Source organism: [Scytonema hofmanni] UTEX 2349, from assembly GCF_000582685.1.
Classification (GTDB): domain Bacteria; phylum Cyanobacteriota; class Cyanobacteriia; order Cyanobacteriales; family Nostocaceae; genus Hassallia; species Hassallia hofmanni.
Window position 1 is genome coordinate 2,306,483 of sequence record NZ_KK073768.1, and the last position, 22,695, is coordinate 2,329,177.

Genomic DNA, 22,695 nt, shown 5'->3' on the forward strand with positions numbered 1-22,695 from the left:
AATTAAAACTTACTTTGTGGGTTTAAAGCCCAGTTGAAACAAATAATTATACTGAAGATGGCTTGCACGGACGGTATAAAACGTCCTTGTTTCAATCCCACTATGAGTAAGGGTGGGTTGCCTTCTGCCTTCTGCCTCCTGCCTTCTGCCTTCTGAAACCTTCATCAACCTGAGAGTTCAGTGCTTAGTTTTATCTAAGTTTCACTGGATTAGTTATGTACGGACTTACACCGTGATTCCCTAATCAACGAATCGCACTAGCCGACATTCCGCACCCAGGGGTGTCACAATCGGTAATGACTTAAAATCAACCAGATTACTTACTATAAATTATGCTTTAAAACCTTTTTTAATCAGTCAAAATAGCTAGATAAGGTATATAAAAACGTCAGGGTAAGCGCATCTCAAACCCTATTGACACGGCAGTTTTGTGCTTTGAATAAACCCCAAATAAGTTCAAAATTACTACATTGAGCCAAGGGGTGGGATTGACATTTTCGTCTTTATATGGTAAAAACATAAAAAGCTATTTGATTGACCTATGTTTTTTCAATCATTTACCACAATTTTTCCTATTTTGAATGAAAAATTGATATTTAGATAGAGTTTTAAGTTTTTTATATGTATCAATAGCTACAATAATAGATGCGCTTACCCTGATGAAAATGCTAGGTTGTTGCTTAAAATGTAGCAAAAGTTTGAGAATACGACACTCGGCAATTCCGAGTAATTAAAAGTATTACCGAAGTATTTAAGATTACAAAAAATCATTCAACTTATCTAAAATTTATGCAAGATATTTTTTCTCCATACTTTCCAATTCTAACAAAATCTACTACGATAATAGATATTTTACAGCAGCACGCTATACAACACTCTGACAAAGAAGTTTTCATCTTTATTAAGCATTCTATTAACGATAAATCCCATGAAGAAACAAGATTAAACTATAAAGAACTCGATCAAGTATCTCGAAAAATAGCTAATATTTTGCTTCAGGAAAATAAAAATAGTAATTTACCTGTACTATTAGTTTTTCCTCCAGGATTAGATTTTATCAAGGCTTTTTTTGGATGTCTCTATGCAGGGATGATTGCAGTCCCAGCTAATCCACCCAGACGCAATCAAAGTTTAAAACGAATTCATTCGATAGTAGCAGATTCAGGAGCACGTATTGGTTTAACCAGCAAATCATTGTTAAAAAACTTACAGGATTTGCTGATAGATACATCAGATATAGAGGCTTTGCAATGGCTGGTAGTAGATGACCTAGAGTCCAATAATTCTTGTAGTGTACAACAAGAAGCTATACCCCTAGTAAAACCCGAATCTATAGCGTTTTTGCAGTATACCTCTGGTTCAACTGGAGATCCAAAAGCTGTTATGGTCAGCCATAGTAACCTAGTTCATAATGAACAAATGATTCAAAAAGCTTTTGGACATAGTAAGGAAACTCGTTTTGTGGGTTGGCTACCCCTTTACCATGATATGGGTTTAGTAGGTAATGTATTGCAACCATTGTTTTTAGGTATTACCTCAATTTTGATGTCTCCAGTAGACTTTCTACAACAACCTTATTATTGGTTGAAAGCTATTTCTGATTATAGAGCTACTACTAGTGGTGGACCTAACTTTGCTTATGATTTATGTGTACGCAAAGTTACTTTAGAGCAGCGTTTAAGCTTAGACCTCAGTAGCTGGGAATTAGCCTTTAATGGAGCAGAAGCAATTAGAGCAGATACTTTAAAGGCATTTACAGAAGCTTTTGAACCCTGTGGGTTTCGTAGAACCGCCTTCTATCCTTGTTATGGTATGGCAGAAACTACCCTGTTAGTATCAGGAGGAGAGAAGGAGGATGTGCCAGTTGTTTATTCATTAGATCGAGATGCTTTGAGACGAGGAGTGGCGATCGCTACTCCAAATCCGCAAGAAGAACAAACAACACAATTAGTAGTAGGGTGTGGACACTCTTGGGAGGAGGAAACTATACGGATTGTGAACCCAGAAACATTAGTGACTTGTTTAGATTGCCAAGTCGGTGAAATTTGGGTGGCAGGTCCTCATGTAGCTCAAGGTTATTGGAATCGGTCTACACAGACAGAAAAAACCTTTAATGCCTACACAACAGATACTCAAGAAGGTCCATTTCTCCGCACTGGTGACTTGGGATTTTTGCATGATGAAGAATTGTTTGTTACAGGACGCATCAAAGATGTAATTATCATCCGAGGTCGTAACCATTATCCCCAAGATATTGAACTGACAGTAGAGAAAAGTCATCCAGCACTGAACCCCGGTAGCGGTGCAGCTTTTAGTGTAGAAATTAACGGTGAAGAAAGGTTAGTTATTGCTCAAGAAGTAAAACGTAATTATTTACGAAACCTCGATGTCAATGAAGTAGCTACAACCATTCGTAGAGCAGTATCGCAGGAACATGAATTACAGTTATACGCTGTGGTATTGTTGAAAACAGGAAGTATCCTCAAAACTTCCAGTGGGAAAATTCAACGTCAAGCTTGTCGAACTTCATTTTTAAACAATACTTTGAGTGTGGTAGGTCTGTGGAAGTTAGAAGATGAGTTATTAGAAGACCAAACATTATCAACCACATCTGCATCAAACTCGGCTCATACTTTAAAAAAATCTCAATCTAATTTGACATCACAACCTCTAACTGGTAGTTCTAAATACAATTTGGATTCTATCTTGAATTGGATTGAAACATGGTTAGCTAAAAAATTTAAAATACATCCTCATCAAATAGATACTAGTCAATCTTTTGCAGATTTTGGTATGGATTCAGTTATGTCTGTGGAATTTTCTCAAGCATTAGGAGATTGGTTAGAAATTCCGATAGAGGCAGCTATACTTTGGAAATTCTCCACAATTGAATCTTTAGGAAAATATTTAATTACTGAATTACAATTTACCAAACCCTCTTCTTCACAGCTACAATCCCAGCCTCAACAGGAAACTTTATCAGCACTCAATCAAATTTCTCAAACAGAAATTGAGTCATTAATTAATCAAGAAATATCAGCATTAGAAAAAATATTGGAGAAAGGGCAATGAACAATATTTATGAATCTAATCAAGAAAAATCAGTTTCATTACAACGTTTACTTAATGCCCTTAAACAAGCTCGTACTCAAATTGAAAATACGGAACGTCAAAAGACTGAACCAATAGCTATTATTGGCATGGGGTTTCGTTTTCCAGGTGGTGTTAAAGACCAAGAGACATTTTGGCAACTATTACATCATGGTGTAGATGCTATTACAGAAATTCCCCAAAATCGCTGGGATGTTGATCGCTACTATGATCCCAATCCTGACGCTTCCGGGAAAATATACACTCGTTATGGTGGGTTTTTGGATCAGGTAGACCAGTTTGATCCCCAATTTTTCGGCATTGCTCCCCGTGAAGCAATGGACATGGACCCACAACACCGACTACTGTTAGAAATTACCTGGGAAGCCCTAGAAAACGCTGCCATAGCACCAGAACGCCTCAAAGGTACTCAAACAGGCTTGTTTGTGGGCATGAGTTCAGATGATTATTCCCAACTCAGTTTAAATTTTGATGATTTAAATAGCTTAGATGCTTATAGAGGTTTAGGGAGCGCACGTAGTATTGCCGTTGGTCGTTTGGCTCATATCCTAGATTTACAGGGCTTGGTGCTGCAACTAGATACATCCTGTTCATCTTCCTTACTAGGGATTCATTTAGCCTGTCAAAGCTTGCGTTCTGGTGAATGCAATCTAGCTTTAGCAGGTGGTGTAAATTTGATGCTTTCTCCCATTAATACCATTTTAGGCTGTAAACTTCGGGCTTTATCAGTTGATGGACGTTGTAAAACTTTTGATGCTGGGGCTGATGGTTATGTCAGAGGAGAAGGTGGTGGCATAGTCGTACTTAAACGGTTGTCTGATGCTATAGCTGATGGTGACAACATTCTAGCTTTAATTCGCGGGTCTGCTGCTAACCATGACGGTAAAAGTAATGGATTAACCGCCCCTAATGGTGCTGCTCAAGAAGTAGTAATTAAGCAAGCTTTAGCTAATGCTAGGGTTACACCAGAACAAATTCAATATGTAGAGGTACATGGGACGGGTACACCCTTGGGAGATCCGATAGAAGTTTTGGCATTAGGACAAGTTTTGTGTCAAAATCGCTCCAAACAAGAACCATTAATGATTGGTTCACTCAAAACTAACTTTGGTCACTTGGAAGCAGCTGCGGGTATAGCCAGTTTAATTAAAGTGGTTTTATGTTTGCAAAACAAACAAATTCCACCCCATTTGCACTTTCAAAATCCTAATCCTTATATACCTTGGGATAAATTAGCGATCGCTATTCCTACTCAGTTAACTGCTTTATCAGCACAAGATAGTCCACATTTAGCCGGAGTTAGTTGCTTTGGCATGAGTGGCACAAATGTACATCTAATTGTCGAAGCAGCAGCAAATCAAGTTCAAATTGAAAATCATCAAGATTCACAACTGCATCTATTGACACTCTCAGCTAAAACAGAATCAGCTTTGCAAGATTTAGCCCAAAAGTATCAAGATTTTTTAACTAAGCATCCCTCAGCCTCTATTGCCGATGTATGTTTTACTGCTAACACAGGGCGATCGCACTTTGACCACCGATTAGCGATTATTGCCCAATCACATCAGCATTTACAACAACAATTAAATTCATTCATTCAACAAACACCAGCTACAGAAGTAATTAGCGGTCAACTGACGAGCAAAAAACGCCCAAAAATTGCCTTTCTCTTCACCGGACAAGGTTCGCAATATGTGGGGATGGGCAAAGAACTATACCAAACTCAACCAGTTTTCCGCCAATGCTTAGACCAATGCGCTCAAATTCTCAGTTCTGAGCTAGATTATCCCCTATTGGAAATCTTGTATGCAGACACAACTGAAAATCCCCTGATTCATCAAACAGCCTATACCCAACCTGCCTTATTTGCTTTAGAATATGCCCTAGCTCAACTCTGGATTTCTTGGGGAGTGCAACCAGATATAGTTATGGGTCACAGTGTCGGTGAATACGTTGCTGCTTGTGTAGTCGGTATTTTTACCTTAGAAGACGGACTCAAACTGATTACACAACGGGGACGGTTAATGCAACAGTTACCAGGTGGGGAAATGGTAGCAGTAATGGCATCAGCCGCACAAGTACAAGCAATTATTGACAACTACAAAAACCAAATAGCAGTCGCTGCCTACAACACACCCAACAGCGTAGTAATTTCCGGTACAACCGCAGCCATCAAAGATGTTTGTCAACAATTAACACAACAGGGAATCAAAACCAAACCTTTACAAGTATCTCACGCTTTCCACTCCCCTTTGATGCAGCCAATGTTGGCAGAATTTGCCGAAATAGCAGCAAAAATTACATACCATCAACCGCAAATTCCCTTAATTTCCAACCTCACAGGACAACCAGCCACAGCAGAAATAGCAACTGGACAATACTGGGTAAATCATGTCACCCAACCAGTGAAATTTGCTGAGAGTGTCCACACATTACATCAACTGGGTTATAAAATTTGGTTAGAAATTGGCTCTCAGCCAGTATTGTTAGGAATGGCACGTCAACAGATTCCCGAAACAGAGCATTTAACCCTACCAAGTTTATATCCCAAACTGCCAGACTCACTACAATTATTGAGAACTTTAGCTACACTATATGTATATAGTGTAGCAATTCATTGGCAGGATTTTCACAAAGTTAACCCCAACTGTCAGAAAATTCCCTTACCTACCTATCCATTTCAAAGACAACGCTACTGGATTAATAGTAATTCAGAAGTAAAAAATCAATCCAGCAATTCCTTATCCTATCAAGGTAAAAAACGGCATCCAATTTTAGGTTATCGTTTGACTGATTTAGCCGTCCTACCCCATACTTACATTTGGGAAACACCAATAGATGAATTTTACCTTTCTTGGTTAAAAGACCATCAGGTCTGGGATACCGTGATTATGCCCCATACAGGATATTTGCAAATAGCTTTTGAAGCTACTCAGGAAGCTTTTAATCAACCCTGGAATAACATTAGTAATTTAAAACTGTACTATCCTCTGTTCTTGTCCACACAAGAGGAACAAAAAATACAGGTGATTCTCTCGCCACTATCAGATAGTAAAATGTTGCTTCAGGTGTATGGCTGTCGGCTGAGTAAGTCCTCCTCTGCATCAGAGTGGACTTTATACGCAGATGCACAAGTTTCATCTTCAGCAACCCATCCAGAACCAACAGCAAATTTACCGATATTAACAAAAATATGAAATTTGGTTTAATGTTCTTTGCTAGTAGCGAAGATGCTTTAGTGGGTGATAAATATAGTCTGGTGATTGAAAGTGCTAAATTTGCTGATCAACATGGCTTTTCTAGTATTTGGACACCAGAACGACATTATACTCAATTTGGTAGCCTCTACCCTAATCCGGCGGTATTAAATGCGGCACTAGCCAGGGAAACTCAACAGATTCGCTTGCAAGCAGGTAGTGTGGTGATGCCTTTGCATCATCCCCTGGAAATAGCCGAAGCATGGGCTTTAGTAGATAATTTGTCAAATGGCAGGGTGGGAATATCCTTAGCATCTGGTTGGAATCCCAGCGATTTTGCTACTTGTCCCCAAAAGTATAGCGATCGCCAGCAAACCGTTTTTACCAATTTAGAAATACTGCAAAAACTCTGGCAAGGGGAATCTCTGAAAATTACCGACGGCAAAGGACAACCAGCAGAAATTCGTATTTATCCTACCCCTATACAGCCTCAACTTCCCATTTGGATCACCGCAGCAGGTAATCCTCAAACATACATCAAAGCCGGAGAAATCGGGGCAAACCTGTTAACACACCTACTGGATCAAGAAGTAGAAACCCTCGCAGAGAAAATATCTCTCTACCGTCAAGCTAGAGCTAAGTATGGTCACGATCCAGAAGCGGGTATAGTTTCACTCATGTTACATACCTTTGTCGGTCAAGACTTCGAGCAAGTACGAGAACAAGCCAGAATCCCTTACTGTAATTATCTCAAAGCTAACATTGAACTGCTCAAAGGACTAGCTCAAAGTCGGGGGCATGATGTAGATATTACTAAATTACCTGAGCGAGACTTAAAGGAATTTGTTAACTTTTTATATGACCGCTTTGCTATCTCTAGAGGCTTAATCGGTACTCCTGAAACTTGTCAAAAGTTACTAGAACAGCTAGACGGCATTGGAATTGATGAAGTAGCTTGTTTATTAGATTTTGGTTTAAGTAAAGAACTTATTCTCCAACATTTACTAGACCTGAATCAACTACGAGAAAATTACAATCATCATACACAAACTACTGGTATTCCCCAGCGAGCAATTTTTCCCACTACCCTCAACAATGGTTCTCAAAAGTCGCTGGCAATTTCAACCACATCCCCTACTACTCCTCTAGAATCATTAGAAACCATCCGGTTGCGCTGTCAAGACCAAAGAAACGCCCGCGAATTTTATCAATTATTACAGAAAAACGGCTTACAGCTACAGGAAACTTATCAAGGTATCCAAAATCTATGGTTAGGTGAAAGTGAAGCATTAGCGGAAGTGAAGTTACCTCATGCTGTTAACTTTGGTAATAGTTTTCAAGTCCGAGCCGCAGTATTAGATGCTTGTCACCAAGTATTAGGAGCTACATTATTAGGTAAAATCCTATCTGGGGGAACAACCACCGATACACAGACTAATACCCCGGAAATGTCCTTGTATTTACCTACAGGGATCAAGAGTTTTCAAATTTATGAATCTTTAGGAACAGAAGTTTGGAGTCATGCGGTACTGCGACAACATCGAGGTATTGATGGTATAGCTGCTCATCATGAGATTGAAGGAGATATTTACATCTTCAATCACAACGGTAAATTGGTAGTTAAAGTCACTGGATTGCAGATGCAAAGCACCAGTTCCAGTAAGTCTACCAGTCAGCAACAAAAAGGGGCAAATTGGTTGTATGAATTACAATGGCAACCCCAACCAGAAAAAGAAGCAGTATCAAGCACAACAGAGCCGGGTTTATGGTTAATTTTTGGCGATCGCTCTGGTATCAGTCAAAATCTAGTACAGTTATTAGAAGCTCAAGGTGATACTTGTTGGCTAATCCAACATAGTGAAAACTCCCAAAACCAAACCCCAAACCAAATAGTCATTACACCTGGAAATCAAACCCAGATCCAACAACTCATCACTAACATCTTAGCCCCAGGAGTTCCCCCCTGTCGCGGAATTGTGCATCTATGGAGTTTAGATGTTACTCCCAGTCAAGAAACAACTTTAGCATCTCTACAACAGGATCAAGTCCTAACTACCACAAGTCTTTTACACTTAACACAAGCAATTATCCAAACTACCACAACTCAAACTCTACCCTTGTGGGTTGTAACTCAAGATGTGCAGAAAGTCGGAGCCCAAACCACCCCCCGTTCTCCTGCACAAGCTCCAATTTGGGGTTTAGGACGAGTTATAGCCACAGAACATCCCAAACTGTGGGGAGGATTAGTAGATTTAGACGGAGAATCTACACCAGAAACATCCGCTAAACAATTACTGCAAATATTACAAGCAGATAGTCAAGAAGATCAAATAGTTTTACGTCAAGGACAACGCCATATTCTCCGCTTAGTGCGTAGTCAAAAAACACCAACTTCATCCCCAACCATCCAACCCGATGCGACATATTTGATTACCGGGGGATTTGGACATTTTGGACTACAAAGCGCCCAATGGTTAGCCCAAAAAGGAGCAAAACACCTAGTTTTAATCGGACGCAAAAACCCATCTAGTCAAGCACAGGAAGTCATTAATACCTTAGAAAAAACAGGAGTTCAAGTTCTGGTTTTCCAAGGGGATGTATCTGATCCAGTAGACATGACAGAGGCGATCGCCACCATTAAATCCCACTGTCCACCCCTAAAAGGAATTTTCCACATCGCAGGTTTCAGCCAACAAAGCCTATTATCAGATATCACCACCGACGATTTACAGGACATGTTGCGTCCTAAAGTTTTTGGCACATGGAACTTACACCAACTCACCCTAGAACTAAACCTGGACTTCTTCTTCAGTACCTCTTCCATGTCCCCAGTATTTGGTTCTCAAAAACTAGGACACTATGCAGCCGCTAACTACTTCCTAGATATTTTTGCTGAGTATCGTCACAGTATAGGTTTACCAGCCTTAACCGTGAATGTTGGCGCTCTAGCAGGTGGAGGAATGGCTTTAGCTTCACCGGAAGGGGAAAAATATACTACCCAGATAGGTTTGAATTTAACCCATCCTGCTGATTTATTAGATGTGGCTGGAGGCTTTTTCACATCAGACGGTGTAGCAAATATCGTTATCGCCGATATGGATTGGTCAATCTTCAAACCTCTTTATGAAGGAACTACAGGCAAACTACTACTCGCACAAATAGAGGCACAAAGCAGTGTTGCTCAGGGAAAACCAGGAGAACGAGATATCTTTTGGCAACAGTTGGAGACATTACCAGAAAGTGAACGTTATCACCAAATAGTAGCTTATTTACAACAAGAAGTAGCACAAATTCTCGGTTACTCTGCTAATCAACCCCTGTTTAACCCAGAGGTTGGCTTCTTTGATTTAGGGATGGATTCTTTACTAGCTGTTGCTTTCAAAAATAAGCTAGAAACTAGTTTGGGTTCTTCTTTACCCACTGTATTGATTTTTGAACGACCGAATGTTACTAGTTTGACAGAGTACATTATTACCGAGGTCTTCAATTGGCAAATTTCAGCAGATTATGATCACAACAAACCAAAAGCAGAAGAACTAAGTTTAGAAGCCGAACTTTCGCAAACCATAGAACAATTATCTGAACAAACACTAGAAGATTTAATTAATCAAAAATTAGCTAGAGCTTTGGAGGACGACTAATGAGTGGGGAGTCAAATAACGTGCAGAATCTGTCCTCTTTACAGCGTTCAGTTTTGCTGATTGAAAAATTGGAAGCGAAGATTAAGCGCTTAGAGTCTGCTAGGACAGAACCAATTGCTATTATTGGTATGTCCTGCCGTTTTCCGGGAGGTGCTGATAATCCTCAACAGTTTTGGAAAATTTTACACTCAGGTATTGATGCGGTAACAGAAGTTCCTGCAAATCGTTGGAACATAGCAGATTATTATGATGAAAATCCGCATACTCCTGGGAAATTTTATACAAAATCAGGGGGATTTTTATCAGATGTAGATCAATTTGATCCTCTTTTTTTTGGGATTTCTGCCAGAGAAGCCGTTAATATAGACCCCCAACACCGCTTACTATTAGAAGTAACTTGGGAAGCATTAGAAAATGCTGGATGTATCCCCCAACGAAACCAAGGCAGTCCTACAGGAGTTTTTGTCGGTATTACCCTGAATGACTATGGTTCGATCGCTAAACAAACCAGATCCGATGTCAGTCAAGAAGCTTACGGAGTCACAGGTTCACCCTCCTATGCAGCAGCAGGACGGATTTCCTATACTTTTGGCTTTACGGGTCCTTGTATGGCTATTGATACCGCTTGTTCATCTTCCCTAGTAGCCATTCATCAAGCTTGTCAAAGTCTTAGACAACAAGAATGTCAAATGGCGATCGCTGGAGGAGTGAACCTAATCTTACTCCCTGATAGCATGATTGCCACCGCTAAGGCTGGTATGCTGTCTAGTGATGGTCGTTGTAAAACCTTTGATGCTACTGCTGATGGTATTGGACGTGGGGAAGGATGCGGAATATTAGTTCTTAAACGTCTGTCAGATGCACAAGCTAATGGTGATAATATTTTAGCTGTAATTCGCGGTTCAGGAGTCAATCAGGACGGTCCTAGTAGTGGGTTTACAGTGCCTAATTGTGCTTCTCAGCAACAAGTCATGCGTCAAGCCTTGAAAATGGCGCAAATAGAACCTGCTGAAGTTAGTTATGTAGAAGCTCATGGTACAGGAACACCTTTAGGAGATCCCATAGAACTGCGTTCATTAGCAAAAATCTATGGTTCTCATCGTACTCACGATAACCCCTTATTCGTTGGTTCGGCAAAAACTAATATTAGTCACGTAGAAACGGCTGCCGGGGTAGCAGGAGTAATTAAAGTTATTTTACAATTACAACATCAACAGATTGCCCCCCATTTACATTTAAAAAATCCCACAAATCACTTTAACTGGGAAGATTTTCCTTTAGTTGTTCCCACCCAAATTACACCCTGGCGCGTACAATCTGGTAGCCGCATCGGTGTGGTAAACTCATTTGGGGCTACAGGAACTAACGCTCATATTGTTTTAGCAGAAGCACGAACACCATTAAAACCGGAAAATTCTGGTTTATTAGAGCGATCGCTCCATTTATTAACTCTTTCTACCAAAACAGAACCAGCATTAAAAGATTTAGTAACCCTTTATCAAAATTGGTTTAAACAAAATACAGATTTAAAAATAGCTGATATTTGCTATAGTGCTAACACAGGTCGCTCTCACTTTAAGCATCGTTTAGCTTTACTTGTGGCTGAACCTCAAGAATTAGCCGCAAAACTCCAAAATTTAACCATTAGTCTGTCACAAGAGCAAAATACTGAAGAAAGTTCTAGCATTGCCGGAATGTTTCAGGGACAACTTGCTGCTAATAGTAGTGTACCTAATGTTGCTTTTCTGTTTACCGGTCAAGGTTCTCAGTATATTGATATGGGACGGGAACTTTATCAAACTCAACCCCTGTTCCGGCGGATTTTAGAGCAATGCGATCAAATTCTACGTTCCGAGTTAGAAAAACCCCTATTAGAAATTCTTTACCCCCAAAATACAAATCAATCTCCATTTTCCCTAATTGACCAAACAAATTATACTCAACCTGCCTTATTTGCCTTAGAATATGCCTTAGCTCAACTATGGATTTCCTGGGGAATTAAGCCTGCGGTGGTGATGGGTCATAGTGTGGGAGAATACGTAGCCGCTTGTATAGCCGGAGTCTTTAGTTTAGAAGATGGGTTAAAATTAATTGCTGCTCGTGGTCGTCTCATGCAGTCATTACCCCAAAATGGGGCGATGTTGGCTGTATTTGCAGATGCAAAACGGGTAGCAGAAATTATTGCTCCTTATCAAAATAGAGTTGCGTTGGCGAAGCCCGCCGTAGGCATCGCTGCCTACAATGGAGCGCAAAATATTGTCATATCTGGGGAAAATCAGGCAATAGCAGCCATTAAAACCACCCTAGAGGCAGAAGGAATTGAAAGCCGCCCCCTGAACACCTCTCACGCCTTTCATTCACCTCTAGTAGACCCGATTTTAGAGCAGTTAGAACAAATTGCCAATCAAATAGAAATCCATCCTCCCCGCATTCCCATTGTTTCCAACTTAACAGGAGAAACATTATCAATCAATCAACCCTTAAACGGAAAATACTGGCGACAGCATAGCCGAGAAGCCGTAAAGTTTACCACAGGATTAGCAACATTAGTAGAAAAAGGCTATGAAACCTTTTTAGAAATTGGAGCAAAGCCCGCCTTGTCTAAAATGGGGCAGAGATGTAAATTAGGTGATAACCTCTTGTGGCTTTCTTCCCTAGTAGCAGGACAATCAAACTGGGCAACATTATTCAATAGTCTAGCTCAATTATATGTGCGTGGTGCAGAGGTGAATTGGTCAGGATTTGATCAAGATTACCCACGCCAAAGATTTATTTTACCTAATTATCCTTTTCAACGTCAGCGTTACTGGTTGAAAATACCAAATGCAGATATGTCGTCCCAAAAAGCCATTGCAACTGCACCCATGAACGGAGAGGTTCCAGAACCAATTCCAGAACCAAAACCCCATACCTCTGCATCCTCAAAACAAGAACAAATTATCAAACTCTTACAATCTCTGATTGCTGAAGCACTGCAAACATCTCCAGACACAGTAGATATTCATACCCCATTAGTGGAAATGGGTGCAGATTCTATCGTGTTTATGAAAACAGGACAGCAGTTAGAATTGGACTTTGGGGTACGCATTCCTATCCGCAGATTATTTGAAGACTTATCTACGTTAAATGCTTTAGGTACTTACATTGGCGAAAATCTACCAGCCGAATTTAAGTTTACTGATAATTTTACTGACAATCAACCTGTATCGCCACCTGTAACTTCAGAATCTCCAGATCCCCAGACTGAGAACAAAGCAGTAGAATCTGCACTTAGTCAAATTCCTCCCACAGCAGAACCAGTTGGTACTACTGCTTTAGAGCGGATCATGAGTCAGCAATTACAAACTATGTCTCAACTCATGTCCGAACAGTTAGCAGTTTTAAGAGGAGAAACTACCACCACACCACCACAGTTTATTCCTAACCAGAATCCTGTTAACTCACCACAGACAACAATTAAAAACACTAAACGTCAGGAATTTTGGGAACGACGCGAATATAAACCCACATTAAGCGATATTCAAGACCAAGCTGCTAATTTTCCGCTAACTGTACCAACTAATAAAGAAATGCAATTTAGTCTTTATTATTTTGGCAGTTACGATGCAGAATTTACTCAAGATAAATATAGCCTTCTGTTTGGGGGAGTAGAATACGCAGACCAAAATGGCTTTACCTCTGTATGGCTACCTGAGCGTCACTTTCATGCTTTTGGTGGTTTTTCTCCTAACCCTTCTATTCTCTGTGCTTCTCTGGCTAAAGTTACCAAAAATATACAACTGCGGGCTGGTAGTGTAGTTTTACCCCTACATCATCCTGTGCGAGTAGCCGAAGATTGGGCAATTATTGATAATATTTCTCAAGGACGAGTAGGAATTTCCTTTGCTTCCGGTTGGCATCCCCATGATTTTGTCTTTGCCCCAGAAGCTTATGATGACCGTCGAGAAATTATGTTTGAGGGCATCGAAACAGTACAAAAACTCTGGCGCGGAGAGTCAATTCAGCTACTTAGTGGTTCTGGTAACATGGCTGAAATCCGTACCTTCCCCATGCCTCAGCAAAAAGAGTTACCTGTTTGGGTAACAATAGTTAATAACCCAGATACTTACATGAGAGCCGGGGCAATGGGAATCGGGGTTTTGACTAACCTGATGGGGCAAACTGTAGAAGATTTAGCCCGTAATATTGCCATTTATCGAGAATCACTGGCACGTCATGGTTTTGATCCCCATGTTGGACGAGTGACATTATTGTTACATACTTATATTGGTACGGATATTCAACAAGTACGAGAAAAAGCCCGCAAACCATTCCAAAATTATCTCACCTCCTCTATTGGTCTATTTCAAAGTTTAGTGAAAAGCCAAGGTTTACAGATGGCTGATTTTGAAAAGATGAGCGAGGATGATAAAGATTATATTCTGTCCGCAGCTTATGACCGTTATGTACAAACCAGTGCTTTAATTGGCACACCAGATTCTTGTATTGAAATTGTGGAAAAACTCCTAACTATTGGAGTTGATGAAATTGCTTGTTTAATTGATTTTGGGGTGGAAGAAGAAGCTGTATTAGCCAGCTTACCCCACGTTAAGACTTTGAAGGAACGGATAAATAAAGTTAAAACCGATGATTGGTTTTATCGCTTAGATTGGCAACAACAGCCCCGCGATCTTCCTTTACAACCATCTCCAAAATCTGGACATTGGTTAATTTTTGCGGATGTCCAAGGTGTAGGCACAGCTTTAGCGCAACAATTACAGGTAGATGGTCAAACCTGTACGCTGATTTATCCCCAAGGTAGCAGTATTTCATTACCTAACGGGGCTTTGGAAATAGATCCTACTGACCCAAAAGCTTTTAACCAACTTTTACAAAATCAACTTACAGCTAGTGAACTTCCCCTAAGTGGAGTTATTTATCTTTGGAGTCTCAACAGCCCATTATCTCAGCAATTGACAGTTGATTTACTCCAGCAAACTCAACAAACGGTTTGCGGTGGTGTATTGCATTTAGTTCAAGCTTTAGACCAACAACCAGAGTTAAAAAATGCTTGTTCGCAAATGTGGCTAATTACACAACAAGCGGTTGCATCAGACAATACCGCACCAACAGGCATTGCTCAAGCATCCCTATGGGGATTCGGTCGAGTTATAGCCCTAGAATATCCAGAATTGTGGGGTGGTCTGATCGATATTGATAGGGATAATACCACAGCACAAGTAGAGCAAATATGGCTAGAAATTAGAGCGCAACTGGGGAAAAAATCACAAGCTGAAGATCAGGTTTTATTACACCAAGAAAAACGTTATGTTGCCCGTTTAGTCCGTCAAACTGTTGGTAATTCTGATATTAATAATTCCTCTGTTAATTTAGATCTAAAAGGCACTTATTTAATTACAGGTGGTTTGGGTGCTTTGGGTATTCGGTTAGCACAGTGGTTAGTTGATCGAGGAGTGCATCATTTAGTTTTGTGTGGGCGTTCTGCTCCTGCGGCTAAAATTCAAAAAACCATCACTCAGTTACAGCAACAGGGTATACAAGTGATAGTGGCTCAGGTAGATATATCTAAATTTAATGATTTATCTGAGTTGTTACAACAAATTCAAGGTAAAAATCAAGACAACTGTCCGCCACTGCAAGGGATTTTCCACTTAGCTGGGTTGTTAGATGATGGGGCATTATTCCAGCAAACTTGGAAACGGTTTGATGCTGTATTTGCTCCTAAGATTTTAGGTACTTGGAATCTTCATGTTTTAACTCAAGAACTGCCACTTAAACATTTTGTTCTGTTTTCTTCCATCGCTTCTTTATTGGGGTCTCCCGGACAAAGTAATCATGCGGCAGCTAATGCTTTTATTGATGCTTTAGCTCATTATCGTCAAGCTAATGGCTTGCCTGCTGTGAGTATAAATTGGGGTTCTTGGACAGAAATCGGGAAAGTAACCAGATTAGAAGGATCGCAACAACAACGCTGGCAAGAATATTTTGATAAACTTTGGCGTAGTTATGGTATGGAGGCGATCGCCCCTAAAGCCGGTTTACACGCTCTGGAACAACTACTCAATCAACCTCCTGTACAAGTTGGGGTATTTCCCATTGATTGGTCTAAGTTCTGTGAGTCTCTGGGGGTTGAACAAAAACCTTTACTACTCTATTTAACCCAACCGGAAACAACATCAACAAGCACTTCCCCTATTAGGATTCCCTTAAGTGAAGCTCAAAAGCAACTGTGGCTATTAGCGCAAATTGTGGAAGAAGGGTCAATTGTCTATAATGACAACGTAAACTTAGAATTATGTGGTGATTTACACTTAGAGATTTTAAAAGAATCTATACACACTGTTGTGGAACGACAGGAAGCCCTCCGCACGATTATTGATCCTCAAGGAGAATGGCAAGAAATTCTACCAACTCTCAAAGTAGATATTCCCTTGGTTGACCTTTCCAGTACCAAGGATGAACAGGAGCAATGTTTACAAGATTGGTTGATTCAACGCAGTCAAAAGCCCTTAAATCTAACCACAGATCCTTTATTTCAAGTGGAAGTGTTGAAACTAGGACAACAGCATCATGTTCTAGTAATCACTGTTCATCACATTATTTCTGATGGTTGGTCTATAGAAAATATCCTCAAAGAAATTGCTCTGATTTATTCTGCGCTTTGTGAGGGGGCAGATGTTAAATTAGATACTCCCTTACAATTTCGGGAATTTCTCCACTGGCAAACCAACCGCAGCCAAAGTTCGGAAATGTTAAGCCATGAGTCCTTTTGGTTAGAGCAGTTTGCTGATTCTATTCCGGTGCTAGAACTGCCTACAGATCGGACTCGTCCCCTCCGCAAAACTTATCATGGCAACCGTCAAACCCGTATCACTCCACCCCATCTGCGGGAGCAGTTACGGCAGTTTAGTCAGGGTCAAGGATGTACATTATTTATGACTTTGCTGGCTGCCCATTTTGTGTTGCTGCATCGTCTTAGTAGACAAGCAGAAATAGTTGTAGGTATTCCTACGGCTGGACGATTTCTTGCTAGTAGCGAAACAATGGTGGGATATGCAACGCATTTATTACCTATCCGCAGTTGTTTTCAAGCAAACCTGTCTTTCTCAGCTTATTTGGCGGAAATTCGCAGCAGATTATTGGCAGCTTATGAACATCAAGATTATCCTTTTGCCCAGTTATTAAAGCAACTCAATCTAAAAACTGATAGTAGCCGTACTCCTTTGGTATCTGTGACATTTAATTTAGAACCGCCTGTACCTACAGTGTCGTTGAAGAATTTAGACACGGCAATGATGTCACGACCTGTTAGCTTTACTCACTTTGACTTGCATTTTGTAGTGATTGACATGGGCGATCGCCTGATTTTGGAGGCAAAATATAATACAGATTTGTTTAATGATGCTACCATTGAGCGTTGGTTAGGTCATTTCCAAACTTTGTTAGAGGAAATCATTACCCAACCAAATCAAGAGATTGCTACTTTACCATTATTAACTCAGCTAGAACGTCAACAATTGTTAATAGACTGGAATTCTGGGTTAACACAATATTCCTCAGCACATTTAGAAACAGAATGTGTTTATCAACGTTTTGAAAAGCAGGTTAGTCAAAATCCTGATGCTTTAGCAGTGGTATTTGCAAAACAAAATTTGACATACCAGGAGTTAAACACAAGAGCAAATCAACTGGCTGTACATTTACGCAACTTAAATATTCCATCAGCTGGACGAATAGTTGTTTATGCTGAACGTTCTTTGGTGGCTTTGGTGGCTATATTGGGAATCTGGAAAGCAGGAGGGGTTTATGTTCCTATTGATGCTGCTAACACACCCCCTCAGCGTTTGGCGCTACTGCTAGAGGATATTCAACCAACTGCACTGTTAACTCAAACATCCTACAAATCAAATTTACTGGCTTCTCTCTCTTGTCCGGTGGTATTTTTGGACAAAGAAGGGAATGATAACTCAGAAAATCAATCACCAGAAATTCTCGACCCTAATTTTCCCCAGGTAACACCCGATGACTTAGCATATATTATCTTTACCTCTGGTTCTACAGGTCAGCCCAAGGGAGTAGCCATTAAACATCGTCATCTAGCTGCTTATACTACCAGCATGACTCAGCGTCTAGGTTTGCAGTCTGGTATGAGTTTTGCGACAGTATCCACTTTTGCGGCTGATTTGGGTTATACCGCGATTTTCCCCACATTGTGTACAGGTGGAACATTACACATCATTACTCAGGAAACGGCTACTGACCCTCAAGCCTTAGCTACATACTTTAGCCAACATCAAATTGATTGTTTGAAGATTGTACCTGCTCACCTCAACGCTTTGTTAGAAGGTGAAAAATCATCACAAGTATTACCCCGACATACTCTGGTTTTAGGAGGAGATACCCTTGCTTGGGAGTTGGTGGGGAAAATTCAAACTTTAGCACCGCAATGTCGGATTTTTAATCACTACGGACCTAGTGAAACGACGGTAGGGGTTTTAACTTTCCTGATAGATGATCAGCATTCGCCAAAATCATCTGCTACTGTTCCTATAGGTCGTCCCCTGCCTCATGTCTGCGTTTATATTTTGGATCAGTATCAGCAACCCGTCCCGATTGGAGTTCCCGGAGAATTATATATTGGGGGTGCAAGTGTAGCGCCAGGATACCTAAATCGGGCAGAATTAACAACCGAGAAATTTATCCTTAATCCTTATTCTACAGAAACTGGCGAAGGCGATCGCCTTTACAAAACTGGAGATTTAGCCCGCTATCTCCCAGATGGTAATATTGAGTTCCTGGGCAGAATTGATAATCAAGTAAAAATACGGGGTTATCGCCTGGAATTAGGTGAAGTAGAATCTGTGTTAAATCAGCATCCAGGTGTGCAACAAGCTGTAGTTTTGGCTTGGGAACAAGAACAAACAGGAGAAAAACGTTTAGTAGCTTATTGGGTGGCGGTAAAAACAGCAGGTGTTAGTGTTTCCTCCCAAGAATTACGTCAGTTTTTACAAGCAAAAGTACCTGATTACATGATACCGAGTAGTTTGATCAGGTTAGAGAATATTCCCTTAACGGCAAATGGTAAAATAGATCGTCGAGCGTTGCCCTTACCAGAACAAGATTTAAGTCAAGAAGTAGATTTTATTGCTCCTCGCACACCCACAGAACAGGCGATCGCAGATATCTTTGCCACTGTTTTACGGTTAGAATCAGTAGGTATTAACAATAACTTCTTTGAATTAGGCGGTCATTCCCTCTTAGCAACTCAGGTCATCTCACGACTACGGGAAACCTTCCAAATTGACCTACCTTTAGTTAGTTTGTTTACATCGCCTACCGTCGCGGGAATTGACTTAATTATTCATCAGCAAATGCAACAGGGTATAGTCAAAACTGCCCCTCCTATCACAGCTGTACCCCGTACTTCAAACACACAATTACCTTTAAGTTGGTCACAAGAGCGACTGTGGTTTATTGAACAATTAGAAGGGGCAAATGCTACCTATAATATGCCCGCCGCAGTTCGTCTACAAGGTAATCTCAATATTTCAGCCTTAGAACAAGCACTAGGGGAAATTGCCAAACGTCATGAAGTGCTAAGAACTGCTTTTAAATCAGAAGATGGTAAAGCAGTACAAGTGATTTTCCCAGAGGCTACACTGAGCTTACAAACAATAGACCTACAGAATTTAACTAGCTCAGAACAGGAAAACAGTGTACAAAAACACATCATTGAGGAAGCGAAAACCCCCTTTGATTTGTCCCAACCTGCCTTAATGCGGGCTACCCTGTTACAGCTTAACCCTCAATCTTACGTGATATTAATCACAATGCACCATATTGTTTCTGATGGTTGGTCAGTAAGTATTGTAGTGCGAGAGTTGTCAACTTTATATCAAGCCTTTGCCCAAAACCGTCCTTCTCCACTGCCAGACCGGAATATTCAATATGCAGATTTTACCATCTGGCAACGTCAATGGTTGACAGGAGAAGTATTACAAACCCAATTAAATTACTGGCAAAATCAGTTAGCAGGTAATTTACCAATTTTGAATTTACCCTTAGATTATCCCTTATCTGCAAAGCAAGACTATCAGGGAGCGCAACAGAACATATCCATTAAACCAACCCTAACTAAAGCTTTGAAAGCATTGAGTGACCAAGAAGGGGTGACATTGTTTATGACCCTGTTTGCGGCATTCAATGTGTTGTTGTCCCGTCATACAGGACAGGAAGATATCATTATTGGTTCACCAATAGCAGGACGTAATCATTTAGGTAGTGAAGATTTAGTTGGCTTCTTTATTAACACCTTACCCCTACGTACTAATCTGGCAGAAAATCCCAGTTTCCAACAATTATTAAAGCGTGTCGGGGAAGTGACATTAGGAGCTTATACTTATCAAGATATTCCCTTTGAAAAGTTAGTAGAAGAATTACGCACAGAACGAGTATTAAACCGTCATCCTCTATTTGATGTGTTGTTCAACTTTGTCAACACACCAGAAGCAGTTCTAAACATGGGGGATTTGACTTTTGAACGTTTACCCCAACCCGAACCCTATTCCAAATTCTGGCTAACATTTTATATTCGCCAAGTTGGTGAAGCGTTAAATATTGAATTAGTTTATCGTCAAAGTTTGTTCACATCTGAAAGGATGAAAGCTTTATTAGAGCAATTTGTGGTTTTATTAACACAAGTAGTAGAACATCCTCACGAGACAATTCAATCTTATTCCCTCTTATCTCCTCAAACTGCGGCTTTAATACCTGATCCCTCTTTACCTTTGCCAGAACCAGACTATGAACTGGTAACAACATCATTTATTAACTGGGCTAAACAAAGTCCTGAACAAATAGCAATCCGTCAAAATGGTAAAAAATGGACTTATGGAGAATTAGCAACAGCAGCCGAAAACATAGCCCAAGTTTTGATGAGTCAGGGGTTAAAACAAAAAGATGTAGTGGCATTATGGGGAGAACGTAGTTTTGGTTTAATTGCAGGTGTATTAGGGATTTTCCTGGCTGGGGGAGTGCTGTTAATTATTGATTCTAACCTGCCACCACAAAGGCAAAACCTGATGTTAGAGCAAACCCAAGCGCGTTATTTAATTAGCATTGGTGAACCATCTCAGGTTGCTCAAGTTGTGGAAAAACAATTAAAGATGATTGCAGTTAATCCTGATACTGCTGCAACTGGGGAAGAAATGGTTAAGAGTGACATAGCGTTACCGACTCTTGCAGCCAAAGATCCAGCCTACATCTTTTTTACCTCTGGTAGCACGGGAACACCAAAAGGAGTATTAGGAAATCATCAAGGTGTTGCACACTTTATTCATTGGCAACGTCAAACTTTTGAGATTAAAGCAGGCGATCGCATTGCACAATTAATTGAACTTTCATTTGATGCAATCCTCAGAGATATTTTTCTACCCTTAACCAGTGGTGCAACCCTTTGTTTACCAGATCAATACTACATACCCGGTTCACCGCAAATTTTAACTTGGTTAGATGAAGAGCAAATTTCTGTTTTTCACACCGTTCCAGCCCTAGCTCAATCTTGGTTACAAAACATCCCAGAAAAAGTAACATTGAGTTCATTACGTTGGGTATTCTTATCAGGAGAACCCTTAACTCAATCTTTAGTTCAACAATGGCGACAAACCTTTGCACAAGCAGGAAATATTGTCAATCTTTACGGTGCTACCGAAACCACAATGGTAAAATGCTTCTATCCAGTACCCCCAGAAATTCCCGCAGGAGTTATGCCTGGAGGTTGGTCTTTACCTGAAACTCAAATTTTGATTTTAAATAGCAAAAATCAACTGTGTGGAATTGGAGAAATTGGGGAAATAGTCGTGCGTACTCCCTTCCGCACCTTGGGTTATATTAAACCAATTCCTTCTCCCTTTGTCCTCAATCCATTCCGCCAAGATCCGCAAGATTGGGTATACTACACAGGTGATAATGGGCGCTATCGTCCCGATGGATCAATTGAAGTTTTAGGACGTTTAGATAATCAAATTAAAATTCGGGGAGTTCGTGTTCAAACAGGAGAAATTGAAGCCATCTTAAACCAACATCCAGCCGTTAGCAAAGGGGTTATAATTGCTAAACAAAAGAGTTCTGGAGACTATGATCTTGTTGCTTATACAGTTTTGAAATCAGGACAAACCGTAACAAATCAAGAGTTACGACAATTCCTCAAAAAGCAACTGCCAGAATACATGATTCCTTTCTCTTTTGTGCAGTTGGATAGTTTACCTTTAACTGCTACAGGTAAAGTAAATCGTCAATTATTACCCGAACCCCATCACAACATCGAGCCAATTTCTGAACACAGAAAACCCCGCACACCCATAGAAGTTAAAATTGTAGAAATTATTGCTCAAGTTCTAAAATTAGAGCAAATAGGTATTGATGATAATTTCTTTGAATTAGGAGGACATTCTTTATTAGCTGCTCAAGTTATTTCACGACTACAACAAGAATTTCAAGTAAAGATTCCCCTGAAATCTTTGTTTGAAATGCCTACTCCTGCTCAACTAGCAACCCTGATTGAAAAGCTCCAGTCAGATACTAATGCTGCCTTAGTAGCTCCTAAAATCACCAAAGTTTCTCGAAAACGTTATCAAGCCAAAGTTTCTGATACGGGAAAAATAGAAGTTCCCGAAGAATTAAAACAAGAAATATTCAAATCTAATGAATAATATAGATTTTAATTTACTTGAGAATCTTTTGAATAA

The 22,695-nt window shown here is 40.2% G+C and carries 4 protein-coding genes; all 4 read left to right on the plus strand.

What is annotated here, in order from left to right:
- Window positions 1-789 precede the first annotated feature (789 nt).
- From TOL9009_RS39275 to TOL9009_RS39290, 4 genes are read left to right on the plus strand one after another with little or no spacing between them, the layout of a single operon-like run.
- Window positions 790-3,072, plus strand: a complete 2,283-nt coding sequence (locus TOL9009_RS39275) for an AMP-binding protein (protein ID WP_063628691.1) — start codon at window positions 790-792, stop codon at window positions 3,070-3,072.
- On the plus strand, window positions 3,069-6,308 hold the full coding sequence (locus TOL9009_RS39280; protein WP_051502913.1) for a type I polyketide synthase: 3,240 nt from the start codon (window positions 3,069-3,071) through the stop codon (window positions 6,306-6,308). Before TOL9009_RS39275 ends, TOL9009_RS39280 begins: the two co-directional genes overlap by 4 nt.
- Window positions 6,305-9,949, plus strand: coding sequence for a type I polyketide synthase (locus TOL9009_RS39285; protein ID WP_051502914.1), 3,645 nt, complete (start codon window positions 6,305-6,307; stop codon window positions 9,947-9,949). The genes TOL9009_RS39280 and TOL9009_RS39285 overlap by 4 nt, the downstream gene beginning before the upstream one ends.
- A complete protein-coding gene (locus TOL9009_RS39290; protein WP_038296370.1) occupies window positions 9,949-22,659 on the plus strand; it encodes a hybrid non-ribosomal peptide synthetase/type I polyketide synthase in 12,711 nt (4,236 codons plus the stop codon). The genes TOL9009_RS39285 and TOL9009_RS39290 overlap by 1 nt, the downstream gene beginning before the upstream one ends.
- Window positions 22,660-22,695 lie beyond the last annotated feature (36 nt).